Here is a 16,264-nt window from a genome sequence, read left to right as displayed (position 1 = left end):
GGTGGGTGTCGTCATGGTGTTCATGCCTCGGCGCTGCGGCCCTTCATCGCGAAGATGCCCTGCGGCCGCTTCTGGATGAAGACGATGATGAAGACCAGCACCGCGATCTTGGCCAGCACCGCGCCGGCCCAGCCTTCGAGCAGCTTGTTGAGAATGCCCAGGCCCAGCGCGGCGTACACCGTGCCGGCGAGCTGGCCCACGCCACCCAGCACCACCACCATGAACGAGTCCACGATGTAGTTCTGGCCCAGGTCCGGCCCCACGTTGCCGATCTGGCTCAGCGCGCAGCCGGCCAGGCCGGCGATGCCCGAACCGAGCGCGAAGGCATAGGTGTCGATGCGCGCGGTGTTCACGCCCATGCAGCTGGCGATGGGCCGGTTTTGCGTCACGCCGCGCACGAAGAGGCCGAGGCGCGTGCGGGTGATCAGCAGCGTGACGCCGATCAGCACGGCGGCCGCGAAGGCGATGATGATGATGCGGTTCCAGGGCAGCGTGAGGTTGCCCAGCAGCGTGACGCTGCCGCTCATCCAGCTCGGGTTTTCGACGCCCACGTTCTGCGCGCCAAACAGGGTTCGCACGCCCTGCATCAGCACCAGCGATATGCCCCAGGTGGCGAGCAGCGTCTCTAGCGGGCGGCCGTAGAGAAAGCGGATCACCGTGCGCTCCATGGCCGCGCCCACCAGCGCCGAGGCGGTGAAGGCCACCGGCAGGGCCGCGAGCAAATACCAGTCGAAGAGGCCGGGCAGCGCTTCTTTGAAGAAGGCCTGCACCAGCCAGGTGGCGTAGGCGCCGATCATGATCAGCTCGCCGTGGGCCATGTTGATCACGCCCATGAGGCCGTAGGTGATGGCCAGGCCGAGCGCGGCCAGCAGCAAGATGGAACCGAGGCTGATGCCGGTGAAGGCCTGCGAGAGCGCGCTGCTCACGGCCAGGCTGCGGTCGAGCGAGGACAGGGCGGCGCTGAGCGCGGCCTTCACGGCGGCGCTGGATTCGGCTTCCAGTTGTTTGGCGAGCAAGGGGCGCAGCGCGGGCTGGCCCATCTCGGCGAAGGTCTGCGCGGCGGCCAGGCGCTGCGCTTCGTCTTCGCTGGCCAGTTGCATGGCGGCGCGCGTCAGCGTGAGGCTGTCGCGGGCGGCGGGGTCGAGCTCACCCGCCAGGGCTTTTTCCACCAGCGGCAACTGGCTGGCGTCGGGTTCATCGAAGGCGCTGCGTTGCAGCAGGGCGGCAGCTTCGCGCTGCGGCCCGGGATCGGGGCGGAACAGGTCGCGCACAGCGAGGGCCGTTTCCAGCGCGCTGCGAATGCGGTTGTTCACGATGGCGTCTTCGGCATCGTCTGCCGGGGTGACGGCAGCGCCGGTCACGGCGTCGGTGCCACTGCCGTCGTCGGCCAGGATGAGCACCTGCTCACCCTGCACCTTCACGGCACCGTTGGCCAGCGCCTGCATCAGCGCCACGGCCTTCTCATCGGGGGCCGCCGCGAGGCGGTTGAGGGTGGCGATGCGGGCATCGCTCTCACCCGCCGCCAACGCGAGCGCGTCGGCAGGGGTGAGGGCTTGCACACTGGCCGCGCCCAGGAGGCACAGCAACACCAGGCAGGAACGCAGCCAGCGCATCGTCAGACCCTCACTTCTTCACAGGCATGTTGGCCTTGCCCTTGTTCTCGGTGATGTAGTCGCTCCATGGGTCGGCCACCACCGGGCCCGGCGTCTTCCACACCACGTTGAACTGGCCGTCGGCCTTCACTTCGCCGATGAACACCGGCTTGTGCAGGTGGTGGTTTTCCTTGTCCATCGTGGAGGTGAAACCACCCGGGGCCTTGAAGGTCTGGCCGGCCATGGCGGCGATCACCTTGTCGGTGTCGGTGGACTTGGCCTTGGCAACCGCTTGCGCCCACATGTTGATGCCGATGTAGGTGGCTTCCATCGGGTCGTTGGTCAGCGGCTTGTCCTTGTGGCCGGCGATGCCCTTGGCCTTGGCGTAGGCGGCCCACTTCTTGGTGAACTCGGCGTTGGTCGGGTTCTTCACGCTCATGAAGTAGTTCCAGGCGGCCAGGTGGCCCACCAGCGGCTTGGTGTCCACACCGCGCAGCTCTTCTTCACCCACCGAGAAGGCGACCACAGGCACGTCCTTGGCGGACAGGCCGGCGTTGCCCAGCTCTTTGTAGAACGGCACGTTGGAGTCGCCGTTGATGGTGGAGACCACGGCCGTCTTCTTGCCCGCAGCCGCGAACTTCTTGATGTTGGCGATGATGGTCTGGTAGTCGGAGTGACCGAAGGGGGTGTACTCCTCCATGATGTCCTCGTCCTTCACGCCCTTGGCGTGCAGGAAGGCGCGCAAGATCTTGTTGGTGGTGCGGGGGTACACGTAGTCGGTGCCCAGCAGCACCCAGCGCTTGGCCGAGCCACCGTCTTTGCTCATCAGGTATTCCACGGCGGGAATGGCCTGCTGGTTCGGCGCTGCACCCGTGTAGAACACGTTCTTGGACAGCTCTTCGCCTTCGTACTGCACCGGGTAGAACAGCAGGCTGTTCTTTTCTTCGAACACCGGCAGCACCGACTTGCGAGACACCGAGGTCCAGCAGCCGAAGACGGCGGCGACCTTGTCCTGGTCGATCAGCTGCTTGGCCTTTTCGGCGAACAGCGGCCAGTTGGAAGCCGGGTCCACCACCACGGGTTCGAGTTTCTTGCCGAGCACGCCACCCTTGGCGTTGATCTCGTCGATGGCCATCAGGGCCACGTCTTTCAGCACGGTTTCCGAAATGGCCATCGTGCCCGACAGGCTGTGCAGCACACCGACCTTGATCGTGTCCGCAGCGTGGGCCGAGAGGCCGAAAGCGCCCAGGGCGGTGGCGACCGTCAGGGCTTTGAGGGTGAATCGACGTTGCATCATGGCGCTTCTCCAGGGGTTCTAAATAACATCCGTTGGTGGGGTGACTCTGGCCGCCGAACCGCCCTTGGAAGGGGAGCCACAGCGGACAGAGGGGATGCTAGGGAGAAGCCTGGAGGGCGTATGTACGCCGGGTGGCGTATGCGTCGGGTCGGAGGCCAGGACTACGGACCGAACACCCGATCCGGGGGAGATGAGTCGGACACCAAAAGGGCTTCCAACCCTCGACGGGAACCAAACATCTGGTACGACACTTTCAACCCATCAAACTCGGCCAGTGCAACGGTGTGCACATCCACGAGGCCCTTGGTCGTCGCCACGATGTTCGGTTGTGGCGCTTGAGAGGCGGCATAAAAATCGCCACGAACGTCGCGCAAGACCACCTGGGTCAGCGAACGCAAACTCCAGTCGATCTGACGTCTGAGCAAGAGGTGATCGTTCGCCGACCACGTACCAGCGGACTCGCCGACCCAGGGCAATGCGAATCGGGAGTTGTATGTGTAGATACGTCGCTGCGGCTGACCTTTCTGGTCCACATACGTGGTGTACAGGCGACTCCAGAACGCCACTTTGCCTTCCCCGACCAGCTCCAGCACGACCACGGGGGTCATCTGAATATCGGCTTCCGATCGAAGCCGGCTGTCGAGCGTCACACGAACCAGTGCGGGGTTGAGCGCAGAGCGCTCACGCTCGATCGCATCCACAAGGCGAGGGGCGAGCGCCAGGGCGGCACCTTGCATTCTCTTGGCAGCAATCTGGTCGGCATCCAGAGCGCTTTCCAGCAACCCATTGGGCGCAAACACACCCGACCTGTCTCTTCCCCGCACGATGAAATTGGGCTCACGCAGGTACGTCGACGGAGCCGGCAATTCGGTCAGCGCAGATACGCCCTCATCGGACACGGAAACCGTCACCTCGGCCGCAAGGGGCTTGTGCCTGACGTCTGACGGCGCTGCGCAGCCCGACACCAGAACACAGAAAATCCCACCCAAGCACCACCCGCTCCAACGTCTGCGCGTCATATCCAATCCTTGTTGATGAATCGCTTCTGAAAATATCACAAGGAAGATGGATCGCGGTCGAGTGCGGCTCAACGCCAGCCCGTCTGCCAGCGCGGCCCTGTGGTCGAGCGAAGCATCTGACTTGTTTGACATGAAAAAGGGGCCCTGCGCTGCCGCAAGGCCCCCAACGGAGTCCATTTACTCAGAAAAGTCAGTGCTCGCCCGCCGGCATGCCTTCCAGCAAATCGGCCAGCTCGTCCGCGTGTTCCTCTTCCACCGCCAGGATCTGCTTGAGCAGCACGCTGGTGGTCGGGTCTTGGTCGCCGAGGTAACGCACCATGTCGCGGTAGCTGTCGATGGCGATGCGTTCGGCAACGAGGTTCTCTCGAATCATGTCGGGCAGCGTCTCGGCTGGCACGTACTCCGCGTGGCTGCGTGCGCTCAAGGTTTCGGGCGAGAAATCGGGCTCGCCGCCGAGCTGCACGATGCGCGCAGCGAGCAAGTCGGCGTGGGCCTGCTCTTCGTTGGAGTGCACCAGGAACTCGGCGCCCACGCTCTGGCCGTGGATGCCGCTGGCCATGAAGTGGTGGCGCCGGTAGCGCAGCACACAGACGATCTCGGTGGCCAGCGCTTCATTGAGCAGTTGCAAGACCTTCGGGCGGTCGGCGTCGTAGCCGGCGGTCACGGCGCCTTGTTCGATGTGTTCACGCGCCTGGCGGCGCAGGTCTGGGATGGAGGTGAGTTCGTGGGGGGTGTTCATGGTGTTCACTTCTTGATCATGAGTTCGTTTTTCACGCTGGTCGCGCCTTCCGTCTCGCTGGCCAGCCGGGTGGCCAGGTCGATCTGGTTCTGGCTGTTGACGAAGCCGGTGAGCTGCACCTCGCCCTTGTGGGTGAGCACACTGATGTCGAAGCTCTTGATGTCCGGGTCGGCCAGCAGCACGGTCTTGACGCGGCCGGTCACGGTGGCGTCGTCGATCTTGGCGCCGACGGTGGTCGGTGCGCCCTTCAAGGTCACGCTGTTCTGGACGTCGGTCACGCCGTCCACGGAGCGGGCAATGGACACGGCCTGGTCGATCTGGGCCTGGTTGTCCACGAAGCCGCTGAGCTGCACGACGCCTTTGCGGGTCTCGACCTGCAGGTCAAAGGCTTTCACCAGGTCGTCGGCCACCAACTTCGACTTGATGTTGGAGGTGATCACGGTGTCGTCCACCTGGGTGCCCACGGTGATGGGCGGCGCTGCCGGGGCCGGGGCAACGGTCTCGGTGTCGGGGGCTTTGTTGCAGGCGCCGATCAGGGCCAGGGCGCTCAGGCTGATGGCGAGAAAGGCGGTGCGCAGAGGATGGCGAAGGGTCATAAGGGTGCTCCAGAAAAAAGGGAAGTTCAGCGGGCCAGATAACCACCATCGACCGGGTAGTACGCGCCGGTCACGAAGGAGGCCCGCGTGGAGGCGAGCCAGACCACGAGCTCGGCCACCTCTTCGGGCTGGCCGAGGCGCCCGATGGGGTGTTCTGCGATCAGCGCGGCCTTGACGTTGGGGTCGTCTTCGAGGCCGCTGATCATGGGTGTGTGGATGAAGCCCGGGCCGACCGCATTGACGCGCACGCCCTGGCCGCTGTAGGCGACGGCGGCCGCCTGCGTGAGGCCGAGCACGCCGTGTTTCGCGGCGGTGTAGGCGGGCGCCGTGGCCATGCCCACCATGCCGAGGATGGACGCGGTGTTGACGATGGCGCCGCCGCCGTTGAGCAGCATGGCGGGTATCTGGTGCTTCATGCCGTAGAACACACCCGACAGGTTGACGTTGATCACCTCGGCCCAGGCGTCGAGCGGGTAGTCGGCCAGCAGCGCGGTGGCGCCGCCGATGCCGGCGTTGTTGCAGGCCACATCGAGGCGGCCGAAGTGCGCCATGGTCTGGTCGACCAGCGCCTGGGCGTCCTCAGGCTTGCCGGCGTCAGAGGTCGCAAACAGCCCCTCGGCGCCCAGCTCGCGCACCTGTTGGAGGGTTTCGTTGCCCGCGTGGGCGTCCAGGTCGGCCAGCACCAGGAGTGCGCCTTCTCGGGCGGCAATGATGGCAATGGCCCGACCGATTCCGGAGGCGGCACCGGTGACGAGCACCACTTTGTTTTTCAGCATGCAACGACGTTACCGGCCCGGTTCACAGGCGTCTGTGCGCTGACAGACACACGCTCGGAGCGCGCGGCAAACCGCCCGTCGCGCAGGCTGCGCGAGAACGGAAGAAAAGCCCGAATTGCATGCCGCTTTCTGCGGTTTGGCTGCGCGCGCGGAGGCTGAAAATTCAGTTGTGCCTTGACCGAGCGGCTGAAGGCAAACGGGGCCCGTGACCATGGGCACGGACCCCGGAGATCAAGGATCGCCGCTCAGTACAGGAGACCGAGATGACATCCCCATCCAGCTCATGCAAACACCAGTTGCTCTTTGCATCGTTGTGCCATCCCGGCTGCGCCGTTTGCGTGCCGTGTGACGCCCGCGGCGAAGTGCACCTCGATGACCTTTCCGAGCGCGTGAAGAACGCGTACCTGGGCGCCCGCGCCCTCATTGGCTGGGAGTACGCGTTACCGGTCGTGGAGCCGGTGCATTCCTTGCATTGAACCCGGCGGCCGCGTCGGCGCGGCGTGGGGGCTCAGCAGGGGCTCAGCAGGGCACACCTTGGCGCGCCAGCAGCCAGGCCGGTGCGTCCTGCAGGCACACCGGGCGCAGGAAGCGCTCCAGCGCGGCGTCGCCCACCGAGGTAGACATGGGCGCGGTGCTGGCGGGCCAGGGGCCGCCGTGCTGCTGCGCCGCCGTGACGGCCACGCCGGTGGGCACGCCGGCAAACAGCACGCGGCCGGCGATCTCCGTGGCGCTGCGCACGATGGCGCGGTTCTCGGGCGTGTCTTCGTCGGCACCCCAGACGGTGACCGTGAGGCTGCCGCCCACAGCGGCCAGCACCTCGGACACCTCGGCCAGGCTGGTGCAGCGCACGATCAGGCTGCTCGGGCCGAACACTTCCTCGCGCAGCTCGGCGCGCTCAATGAAGCGCTGCGCGCTGACCTGCAGCAACTGCGGGCCGGGCGCGGGCGCCACGCCCTGGCTCTGCAGCAGCGCGAGCGCGCCAGCGTCCATGAAACCCTTGATGCCGGCATCAAAAGCCTTGCGCATGCCGGCGGTCAGCATGGCGTGCGGCTGCTGCTTGGACAGCGCCTGCACCAGTTGCGCGACGAAGGCGTCGGTCTCGGCGCCGTCGACCAGCACCAGCAGGCCGGGGTTGGTGCAGAACTGCCCACAACCCAGGGTGATGGAGCCGGCCAGCGTGGTCGCGAGTTCGGCGCCCTTGGCCGCGAGCACGGCGGGCAGCGCGATCAGCGGGTTGATGGAGCCGAGTTCGCCGTAGAACGGAATCGGGCGCGGGCGGGCGTTGGCTTCGGCCTGCAGCGCGGCGCCGCCGCGGGTGGAGCCGGTGAAGGCACCGGCGGCGATCAGCGGGTGGCGGATCAGGCCGACGCCGACCTCGATGCCGGCGCCCTGCACGAAGCCGATCAGTCCGGCGGGCAGGCCTTGCGCCTGGAGCACGCGCTGGATGATGGCGTGCACCTTCTGCGACAGGCCGGGGTGGCCGGGGTGGGCCTTGACCACCACCGGGCAGCCCGCGGCCAGCGCGGACGCGGTGTCGCCACCGAGCACCGAGAAGGCGAACGGGAAGTTGCTGGCCGCGAACATGGCCACTGGGCCCAGCGGCATGCGCTGGCGCACCATGGCCGGGTGACCGGCGGGCGGGCCACCGGCGACGGCGGGATCGTCCAGCACGGCAAAGGGTTCACCGCGCTGCGCGATGTCGGCAAAGCGGCGCAGCTGGAAGGTGGTGCGGTCGAGCTCACCGTTCAGGCGCACCGGGCCCAGCGCGGTTTCGAGGTCGGCCCAGGCGACGAGCTTCTCGCGCTCGGCCTCCAGGCCGTCGGCCAGCGCGCGCAGCAGCGCGGCGCGCTGTTCGCCGCTGCTGCGGGCCCAGTCACCGAAGGCGGCGTGCGCCGCGGTGGCGGCGTGTTGAATGTCCTGTTCGGTGGAGGGGGTCAGGGCGGTGCCGTGGGCTTCGCCGGTGCGGGCGTTGATGGATTGCAGGGTGCTCATGTAGGTGGGTGTGTGTACGGAGAGTGGAAAGGAATGGTGATCAGGGTCAGGCGACCCGCGCAGCGGCGGGGAGTGCGGGCTCCGCATCTTCAGGCTGGGCGCGGCGCAGGCGTTCGCGGCTGTTGGAGAGGTGGGTGCGCATCGCGGCGCGAGCGGTCTCGGGCTCCTGGCGCCGGATCGCCTCCAGGATGTCTTCGTGTTCGCGGTGCACCCGCTCCAGATACGCCAGCCGGCCCTCGGGCGCCCGGGCCGCCGTGTTGAGCCGGGTGCGCGGGATGATCATGGTACCCAGGTAGGTCATCAGCTCGGCAAAGTGGCGGTTGCCGGTGGCGCGCGCGACCTCCACATGGAACTGGAAGTCCGAGGGCACGGCGTCGGAATCGGCGTGGATCGCCACCGTGAACGCGGTCAGCGCGGCCGCCATCGTCAAGAGGTTCTCGGGCGAGCGGCGCTGCGCCGCCAGCGCGGCCGCCTCGCTCTCCAGGCTGATCCGCAGTTCCAGCAGTTCGATCACGTCGGCGGCGGTCGCCACGTCTTCAAGTGCGATGCGGAAGGTGGCCGGGACGGCGCGCGGCGCCATGACAAAGGTGCCGATGCCGTGGCGCGTCTCCACCAGGCCTGAAGCCTGCAGGCGAGAGATGGCCTCGCGCACCACGGTGCGGCTGACGTCGAAGCGCCCCACCAGCTCGGACTCGGTCGGCAGCTTCTGCCCGGCCAGCAGGCGGGCTTCTCGAATGTCACCCTCCAGCGCGGCCACGATTTCAGACACCAGCCCGCGCGCGCGGCGGGGACGGTCCGGCGCGGCGACGGTGGCAACGGCCTCCTCAACTAGGGTTTTCACGGGGTCCATGGTTTTTTCCTTGACAGCCTGCGTGGGGATTCACACAATCCGCTCCAGTTGTCTGACAACACACAACAGACATCAACGGCATGAGCGAACTGTAGCAAAGCCCCGGACTTCTGTGCAACCCCATTCGAAAAAGCGTTCATGGTCATGGTTAACCCTATCAAAATGCACCGGCGATTGTTGTTGACCGGCGCCGCCGGCGGCCTCGGCACCGCTTTGCGTTCACGGCTGACCGCCAACTGCGATGTGCTTAGGTTGTCTGACAAGTCGGCGGTGAGCGAGGCCGGGACCGGCGAGGAGGTGGTGCTGGCCGACCTGGCCAACGCGGCCGAGGTCGACGCCATGGTGGCCGGCTGCGACGCCATCGTGCACCTGGGCGGCATCTCGGTCGAGGCGCCGTTCGAGGCCATCTTGCAGGCCAACATTTTGGGCGTCTACCACCTGTACGAAGCGGCCCGCAAGCACGGCGTGAAGCGCGTGGTGTTCGCCAGTTCCAACCATGTGGTGGGCTACTACAAGCAGGGCGAGACCATCACCGCCGACCACCCGCCCCGGCCCGACAGCTTCTACGGCGTGAGCAAAGCGTTTGGCGAAGACTTCTCGCGCTTCTATTTCGACCGCCATGGCATCGAGACCGCCTGCGTGCGCATCGGCTCCTCGTTCCCCGAGCCGCGCGACCGCCGCATGCTCGCCACCTGGCTGAGCTTTGACGACCTGCACCGCCTGATCAGCGCCTGCCTCACAACCCCGGTGCTGGGCCACAGCATCGTGTTCGGCATGTCGGACAACGCCGTCACCTGGTGGGACAACAGCCGCGCACGCCACATCGGCTACGTGCCGCAGGACAGCTCGGACGTGTTCCGCGACGCGGTGTTCGCGCGCACCCCGGCGCCCGACCTGAACGACCCCGCCGCCATCTACCAGGGCGGCGGTTTTGTGGCCGCTGATCCTCTCAAGAAGTGACATGACCAGCATGCAAGCCGAACTCGTGCTCGACGCGCGCAACGGCGTGGGCGAAAGCCCGGTCTGGGACAGTGTGCGCCAGTGCCTCTGGTGGGTGGACATCCCGGGCAAGGCGCTGTGGTGCTGGCACAGCGCCAGCGGCGAGGCGCGGCAGTGGCCCACGCCCGAGCAGACCGGTTGCATCGCGCTGGCCGCCGGCAGCGACGCCCTGCCCCACGGCCAGTGGATGGCAGCCATGGAAAGCGGTGTGGCCCGCCTGACGCCCCAGACCGACGGCACGCTGGACCGCACCTGGGTCGCCCGCATCGACCAACCCGAGCCGGGCATGCGCTTCAACGACGGCCGCTGCGACCGCCAGGGCCGGCTGCGCGCCGGCACCATGGTGATGGACATGTCGCTGGCGCGCGCCTCGGGAAGCCTGTACGCGCTGGACGGCCACTCACTGCGCAGCCTGCAGGCCGGCTTCGTCACCCCCAACGGCATGGCCTTCAGCCCCGACGGCCGGACCATGTACCTCTCGGACTCACACCCCAACGTACAGACCGTCTGGGCCTTCGACTACGACACCGAGACCGGCACGCCGCACCACCGGCGTGTGCTCATCGACTTCAAGCCCCTGTCCGGCCGGCCCGACGGCGCTGCGGTGGACGCCGACGGCGGCTACTGGATCTGCGGCAACGACGCCGGCCTGGTGCACCGCTTCACGCCCGACGGCCGGCTCGACCGCTCGCTGCCCGTGCCGATGAAGAAGCCGGCCATGTGCGCCTTCGGCGGCGCCGGCCTTGACACCCTGTTTGTCACGTCCATCCGGCCCGGCGGTGATCTGAGTGATCAGCCGCTGGCCGGTGGCGTTTTTGCACTGCGTCCAGGCGTGAGGGGCCTGGACGAGCCGCGCTGCATCGCCTGATGCGGCAGCACGGTTTTTTTCACCTCAACCACCACCAACGGAGACATCAATGAAACTGCAACGCCGACTGATTGCCAGCATGGTCCTGGCCACCCTGCTGCCCCTGACCGCCCATGCCCAGATGGTGCTGAAGTCGCACGACACCCACCCCGCCGGCTACCCGACCGTGGTCGCCGTGGACAACATGGGCAAGAAGCTCGATGCCGCCACCCAAGGCCGCATCAAAGTGCAGATGTTCCCCGGCGCCGTGCTGGGCCAGGAAAAAGAAGCCGTTGAACAGGTGCAGCTGGGCGCGATCCAGATGGCCCGCATCTCGCTGGGTGTGATCGGCCCTGTGGTGCCCGAGGTGGACGTGTTCAACATGCCCTTCGTGTTCCGCGACATCGCCCACATGCGCGCCGTGATCGACGGCCCGGTGGGCGACGAGCTGCTGGCCAAGGTGACGGCCAGCCCGGCGCGCCTGGTCGGCCTGGGCTGGATGGACGGCGGCGCCCGCAGCCTCTACACCAAGAAGCCGGTGCGCAAGCCCGAAGACCTCAAGGGTCAGAAGGTCCGCATGATGGGCAACCCGCTGTTTGTCGACACCATGAACGCCATGGGCGGCAACGGCATCGCCATGGCCTACGGCGAGGTCTTCACTTCGCTGCAGACCGGTGTGATCGACGGCGCGGAAAACAACCCACCGAGCTACTTCACCGCCAACCACTACACCACCCCGGCCAAGTACTACAGCCAGACCAACCACCTGATCATTCCCGAGATCCTGGTGATGTCCAAGGTCACCTGGGACAAGCTGACCCCGGCCGACCAGACGCTGGTGAAGAAGCTGGCCCGCGAAGCGCAGATGGAGCAGCGCGTGCTGTGGGACAAGAGCGTGGAGGAGTACTCCGGCAAGCTCAAGGCCGCCGGTGTCGAGTTCATCGCCATCGACAACAAGCCCTTCTTTGACGCCACCGCCCCGGTGCGCGCCAAGTACGGCGCCAAGCATGTGGACCTGATGAACCGCATCGCCGCGGTGAAGTAACCCCCCCTGCGCCGCTTCGCGTCTTCCCCCCGGTGGGGGGACGCACCTGGTGGCCCGGCAAAGCCGGTTCCACGGGTGCTCTGGGAAGGGGTCATCGCTTCCTCCTGCATTGTGGGTGTGCCCTGTGGCCCCGGCGGGGCCGGTTCCACAGGGGCGCTCGTTACCTCGCATTGATCAACCAAAACCATTTCCATGAGTCACCACCAACCGGGCGGACACCCCGTCTCACGCGCGCTGGACGCGGTCTACCTGGCCTGCATCTGGGTCGCGGGGGCTTGCATCGTTGCGATGTCGCTCTTCATTCCCTGGGGCATTTTTTCGCGCTATGTGTTGGGCACCGGTTCGCAGTGGCCGGAGCCGATCTCCATCCTGTTGATGGTGGTGTTCACCTTCCTGGGTGCGGCGGTGAGCTACCGCGCGGGCGGCCACATCGCGGTCGCGATGATCACCGACCGCCTGCCCGACAGCGTGCGCCACCCGCTGCGCGGCGTGGTGCACGCGCTGATGCTGACCATCAGCCTCTTCACGCTCTGGTACGGCGTGAAGCTGTGCATGGGCACCTGGGGTCAGTCGATCCCCGAGCTGCCCTGGATGCCCGTGGGTTTCACCTACCTGCCGGTGCCCATCGGCGGCGCCGTGACCGCCCTCTTCGTGCTGGAACACATGTTCCTGGGTGACCAGAGCCGGCGCGCCGTGGTCACCTTCGACCACGAATCTGCAGAAACAGGAGCCGCGTGATGGAACCCTATGTCCTGCTCGGCAGTTTCTTCGTGCTGATCCTGATCGGCACCCCCGTGGCCTACGCCATGGGCATGGCGGCGCTGATCGGCGCCTGGTACATCGACATCCCGCTGGACGCGGTGATGATCGCCATCGCCAACGGCGTCAACAAGTTCTCGCTGCTGGCCATTCCCTTCTTCGTGCTGGCCGGCGCCATCATGGCCGAGGGCGGCATGGCGCGGCGCCTGGTCGCGTTCGCCAACGTGCTGGTCGGCTTCATCCGCGGCGGGCTGTCGCTGGTGAACATCCTCGCCTCCACCTTCTTTGGTGCGATCTCGGGTTCGTCCATGGCCGACACGGCCTCGGTCGGCGCGGTGCTGATTCCCGAGATGGAGCGCAAGGGTTATCCGCGCGACTTCGCCACCGCCGTCACGGTGAGCGGCTCGGTGCAGGCGATCCTGATCCCGCCCAGCCACAACGCGGTGATCTACTCGCTGGCGGCGGGTGGCACGGTGTCGATCGCGTCGCTGTTCATCGCCGGTGTGCTGCCGGGCCTGCTGCTGGGGCTGACGCTGGCCGTCATGTGCCTCTACATGGCGCGCAAGCGCAACTACCCCAAGGGCGACGTGATCCCTTTGCGCGAGGCGCTCAAGATCTGCGTCGACGCGCTGTGGGGCCTGATGACCATGGTGATCATCCTGGGCGGCATCCTCTCCGGCGTGTTCACCGCCACCGAGTCGGCCTCCGTCGCCGTGGTCTGGGCCTTCTTCGTCACGATGTTCATCTACCGCGACTACAAGTGGAACGAGCTGCCCAAGCTGGTGCACCGCACGGTGAAGACGCTGTCCATCGTGATGATCCTGATCGCCTTCGCCGCGAGCTTCGGCTACATCATGACGCTGATGCAGATCCCGCTGCAGATCACCACCGCGCTGACCGCGCTGTCGGACAACCGCTACGTGATCCTCGGGCTCATCAACGTGCTGCTGCTGGTGCTGGGCACGCTGATGGACATGGCGCCGTTGATCCTGATCCTCACGCCCATCCTGCTGCCGGTGATCACCAGCATCGGCGTGGACCCGGTGCACTTCGGGATGATCATGATGGTGAACCTGGGCATCGGCCTGCTGACGCCTCCCGTCGGTGGTGTGCTGTTTGTCGGCGCCGCCATCGCCAAGCTGCCGATGGAACAGGTGGTCAAAGCGCTCATGCCTTTCTTTGGCGCCATGCTGCTGGTGCTGATCGCGGTCACCTACGTCCCCGCGCTGTCGCTGTGGCTGCCAGGCTTGCTGCTCGCCAAATGACACACCCCCCGCGCCGCTTCGCGTCACCCCCCTCAAGGGGGGCGGCACTGGCCGTCTGGCAAAGCCAGCCCGGCGGTGCCCCTGGGTGGCGTTGCTTCATGCGTTGCGTGTGGCGCTCCGTCGCCATGGAAAACTGAAATGACTTCCCACACCATCCGCCATGTCCGCGTCACGCCCATCGCGTTTCGCGATCCGCCGCTGCTCAACGCGGCCGGCATCCACGAGCCCTGGGCCCTGCGCTCGATCATCGAGATCGAGACCCACTCGGGCCTGGTCGGCATCAACGAGAGCTACGGCGACCTGCCGATGCTCGACGCCATGGCCAAGGCGGCGCCCGCGCTCACGGGGCTATCGCCCTGGGCGCTCAACGACATGGAGACCCGCGTCGCCGCGCTCGTGACACCCCAGCAGACCGCGTCGGAGTTTCTCGGCACACAGGTCTCCCTGGCGCCGGGCACCCACGTGTCCAAGACCGTGGCCAAGGTGATCAGCGCGTTTGAAGTGGCGATGATGGACCTGCAGGGCCAGCTGGCGAACGCGCCGGTGGTCGATCTGCTGGGTGGCGCGGCGCGCCCCGCCGTGCCCTTCAGCGCCTACCTGTTCTTCAAGTACGCCGAGCACATCGACCAGCCCTACGCGCCCGACCCCTGGGGCGAGGGCATCACGCCCGAACAGCTGGTGGCGCAGGCGCGCCGCATGATCGATCAGTACGGCTTCAAGAGCATCAAGCTCAAGGCCGGCGCGCTGCCGCCGGAGCAAGAAGTGGCCGCCATGCTGGCGCTGGCCAAGGCTTTCCCGGGCGCGCCGCTGCGCATCGACCCGAACGGCAACTGGACCGTGCCCACCAGCCTCAAGGTGGTGGAGCAGCTGCGCGGCGTGCTGGAGTACTACGAAGACCCGGCCCCGGGCCTGGACGGCATTGCCGCCGTGGCCGCCGCGTGCGAGGTGCCGCTGGCCACCAACATGGTGGTGACCGACCTGAAGGAATTCCGCCGCAACGCCGAGATGGGCTGCCCGGTGAAGATCGTGCTGAGCGACCACCACTACTGGGGCGGCCTGCGCGCCACGCAGCGCCTGGCGCTGATGTGCGAGACCTTCGGCCTGGGCCTGTCGATGCACTCGAACTCGCACCTCGGCATCAGCCTCACCGCGATGACGCACCTGGCGGCCTCGGTGCCCCAACTCTCGTACGCCTGCGACACCCACTACCCCTGGCAGGACGACGAGGTGGTGCAGGGCGGCCGCCTGAGGTTTGAAGACGGAAGCCTGCGCGTGCCGACCTCGCCCGGCCTGGGCGTCCAGATCGACCGCGAGGCCCTGGCCCAGTTGTATGACAACTACCTGAACACGGGCATTCGCAACCGGGACGACCTGGGGCAGATGCGCAAGTACGACCCCGGCTTCACCGGTCACCAGCCGCGGTTCTGACGAGGGATAAGGGGTTTCCACATATATGAATGGAAGCCCTTGACGCCCTCCTCATCGTTTCTCCACAATAGCGCCAGTTGTCTGACATCCTATAACTAGGCCACCAAGATCCACCTTCTCCACCCACCCAGGCAGAACTTCCATGCAATACACCCCGCAAGACCTCAAGCAAGTCATGTCCACCGGCCTGCTGTCCTTCCCCGTGACGGACTTCGACGCCCAGGGCAACTTCAACGCCGCCTCCTACGCCGCCCGCCTGGAGTGGCTGGCCCCCTACGGTGCCAGCGCGCTGTTCGCCGCAGGCGGCACGGGCGAGTACTTCTCGCTCTACGGCGATGAATACGGCCAGATCATCAAGACCGCCGTGGACACCTGCCACGGCAAGGTGCCGATCATTGCCGGCGCGGGCGGCCCCACCCGCACGGCCATCGCCCATGCGCAGGAAGCCGAGCGCCTGGGCGCCCACGGCATCCTGCTGCTGCCCCACTACCTGACAGAAGCCGGCCAGGAAGGCCTGATCGCCCACGTGGAACAGATCTGCAAGAGCGTGCAGTTCGGCGTCATCGTCTACAACCGCGACCGCACCAAGTTCACGCCCGAATCGCTGGCCATCCTGGCCGAGCGCTGCCCCAACCTGATCGGCTTCAAGGACGGCCTGGGCAACATCGAGTTGATGTCATCCGTCTACATGGCGATGGGCGACCGCTTCGCCTACCTGGGCGGCCTGCCCACGGCCGAGGTCTACGCCGCCGCCTACAAGGCGCTGGGCACGCCGGTGTATTCGTCCGCCGTCTTCAACTTCATCCCGAAGACCGCGATGCAGTTCTACGAAGCCGTGCGCACTGACGACATGGCCACGCAGCACCGCCTGCTGAAAGCATTCTTCATGCCCTATCTGAAGATCCGCAACCGCGTCGAAGGCTATGGCGTGAGCATCATCAAAGCGGGCGCCAAGCTGGTCGGCCACGACGCCGGCCCGGTGCGCGCCCCGCTGTCGGACCTCAAGCCCAGCGAGATGGACGAACTCAAGGCGCTGATCGACGCGCTCGGACCTCAGTGA

Annotated in this window: 16 protein-coding genes; 8 read left to right on the top strand and 8 right to left on the bottom strand. The window is 66.6% G+C overall.

Features of this window, described 5'->3' with window-relative positions:
• Window positions 1–20: 20 nt before the first annotated feature.
• The 6 genes from urtB to B0E41_RS05755 all read right to left on the bottom strand — a co-directional run bounded on the left by urtB (window position 21) and on the right by B0E41_RS05755 (window position 6,019).
• Window positions 21–1,613: an urea ABC transporter permease subunit UrtB gene (gene urtB / locus B0E41_RS05780; protein ID WP_077329854.1), complete on the bottom strand. Its 1,593-nt coding sequence runs from the start codon at window positions 1,611–1,613 to the stop codon at window positions 21–23.
• 10 nt (window positions 1,614–1,623) lie between these two features.
• Window positions 1,624–2,889 (bottom strand): urea ABC transporter substrate-binding protein, encoded by a 1,266-nt coding sequence (gene urtA / locus B0E41_RS05775; RefSeq protein WP_077329852.1) that lies wholly within the window; start codon window positions 2,887–2,889, stop codon window positions 1,624–1,626.
• Between the two features lie 161 nt (window positions 2,890–3,050).
• A complete protein-coding gene (locus B0E41_RS05770) occupies window positions 3,051–4,040 on the bottom strand; it encodes a hypothetical protein (protein WP_143433687.1) in 990 nt (329 codons plus the stop codon).
• A 58-nt stretch (window positions 4,041–4,098) separates the two neighbouring features.
• A complete protein-coding gene (locus B0E41_RS05765) occupies window positions 4,099–4,647 on the bottom strand; it encodes a ferritin-like domain-containing protein (protein ID WP_077329950.1) in 549 nt (182 codons plus the stop codon).
• A 5-nt stretch (window positions 4,648–4,652) separates the two neighbouring features.
• On the bottom strand, window positions 4,653–5,243 hold the full coding sequence (locus tag B0E41_RS05760; protein WP_253194633.1) for a BON domain-containing protein: 591 nt from the start codon (window positions 5,241–5,243) through the stop codon (window positions 4,653–4,655).
• Window positions 5,244–5,269: 26 nt separating this feature from the next.
• Window positions 5,270–6,019, bottom strand: a complete 750-nt coding sequence (locus B0E41_RS05755; RefSeq protein ID WP_077329848.1) for an SDR family oxidoreductase — start codon at window positions 6,017–6,019, stop codon at window positions 5,270–5,272.
• Window positions 6,020–6,282: 263 nt separating this feature from the next.
• Between B0E41_RS05755 and B0E41_RS05750 the strand changes: the two genes are divergently transcribed.
• Window positions 6,283–6,495 carry a hypothetical protein gene (locus B0E41_RS05750; protein WP_077329846.1) on the top strand — a complete coding sequence of 71 codons (213 nt, stop codon included), beginning with the start codon at window positions 6,283–6,285 and terminating at the stop codon, window positions 6,493–6,495.
• A 43-nt stretch (window positions 6,496–6,538) separates the two neighbouring features.
• Here the strand turns inward: B0E41_RS05750 and B0E41_RS05745 are convergent, their stop codons facing one another.
• Both B0E41_RS05745 and B0E41_RS05740 read right to left on the bottom strand, forming a co-directional pair.
• Window positions 6,539–8,011: an aldehyde dehydrogenase (NADP(+)) gene (locus B0E41_RS05745; RefSeq protein WP_077329844.1), complete on the bottom strand. Its 1,473-nt coding sequence runs from the start codon at window positions 8,009–8,011 to the stop codon at window positions 6,539–6,541.
• 46 nt (window positions 8,012–8,057) lie between these two features.
• Entirely contained in the window at window positions 8,058–8,861 is an 804-nt protein-coding gene (locus B0E41_RS05740; RefSeq protein ID WP_077329842.1) for a FadR/GntR family transcriptional regulator, read from the bottom strand.
• Window positions 8,862–9,005: 144 nt separating this feature from the next.
• Here B0E41_RS05740 and B0E41_RS05735 point away from each other — a divergent pair, with 144 nt between their 5' ends.
• From B0E41_RS05735 to kdgD, 7 genes are all read left to right on the top strand, one after another.
• Window positions 9,006–9,821: an NAD(P)-dependent oxidoreductase gene (locus B0E41_RS05735; RefSeq protein ID WP_077329946.1), complete on the top strand. Its 816-nt coding sequence runs from the start codon at window positions 9,006–9,008 to the stop codon at window positions 9,819–9,821.
• Window positions 9,822–9,831: 10 nt separating this feature from the next.
• On the top strand, window positions 9,832–10,728 hold the full coding sequence (locus B0E41_RS05730; RefSeq protein WP_077329944.1) for an SMP-30/gluconolactonase/LRE family protein: 897 nt from the start codon (window positions 9,832–9,834) through the stop codon (window positions 10,726–10,728).
• A 49-nt stretch (window positions 10,729–10,777) separates the two neighbouring features.
• On the top strand, window positions 10,778–11,752 hold the full coding sequence (locus tag B0E41_RS05725; protein ID WP_077329840.1) for a TRAP transporter substrate-binding protein: 975 nt from the start codon (window positions 10,778–10,780) through the stop codon (window positions 11,750–11,752).
• A 192-nt stretch (window positions 11,753–11,944) separates the two neighbouring features.
• Window positions 11,945–12,490 (top strand): TRAP transporter small permease, encoded by a 546-nt coding sequence (locus tag B0E41_RS05720; protein ID WP_077329838.1) that lies wholly within the window; start codon window positions 11,945–11,947, stop codon window positions 12,488–12,490.
• On the top strand, window positions 12,490–13,776 hold the full coding sequence (locus B0E41_RS05715) for a TRAP transporter large permease (RefSeq protein WP_077329836.1): 1,287 nt from the start codon (window positions 12,490–12,492) through the stop codon (window positions 13,774–13,776). The genes B0E41_RS05720 and B0E41_RS05715 overlap by 1 nt, the downstream gene beginning before the upstream one ends.
• A 138-nt stretch (window positions 13,777–13,914) precedes the next feature.
• Window positions 13,915–15,204: a glucarate dehydratase family protein gene (locus tag B0E41_RS05710; RefSeq protein ID WP_077329834.1), complete on the top strand. Its 1,290-nt coding sequence runs from the start codon at window positions 13,915–13,917 to the stop codon at window positions 15,202–15,204.
• A gap of 142 nt (window positions 15,205–15,346) precedes the next feature.
• Window positions 15,347–16,264 carry a 5-dehydro-4-deoxyglucarate dehydratase gene (kdgD, locus tag B0E41_RS05705; RefSeq protein WP_077329832.1) on the top strand — a complete coding sequence of 306 codons (918 nt, stop codon included), beginning with the start codon at window positions 15,347–15,349 and terminating at the stop codon, window positions 16,262–16,264.

This window comes from Hydrogenophaga sp. A37, assembly GCF_002001205.1.
GTDB lineage: Bacteria > Pseudomonadota > Gammaproteobacteria > Burkholderiales > Burkholderiaceae_C > Hydrogenophaga.
This window is presented reverse-complemented; position numbering and strand designations above follow the sequence as displayed.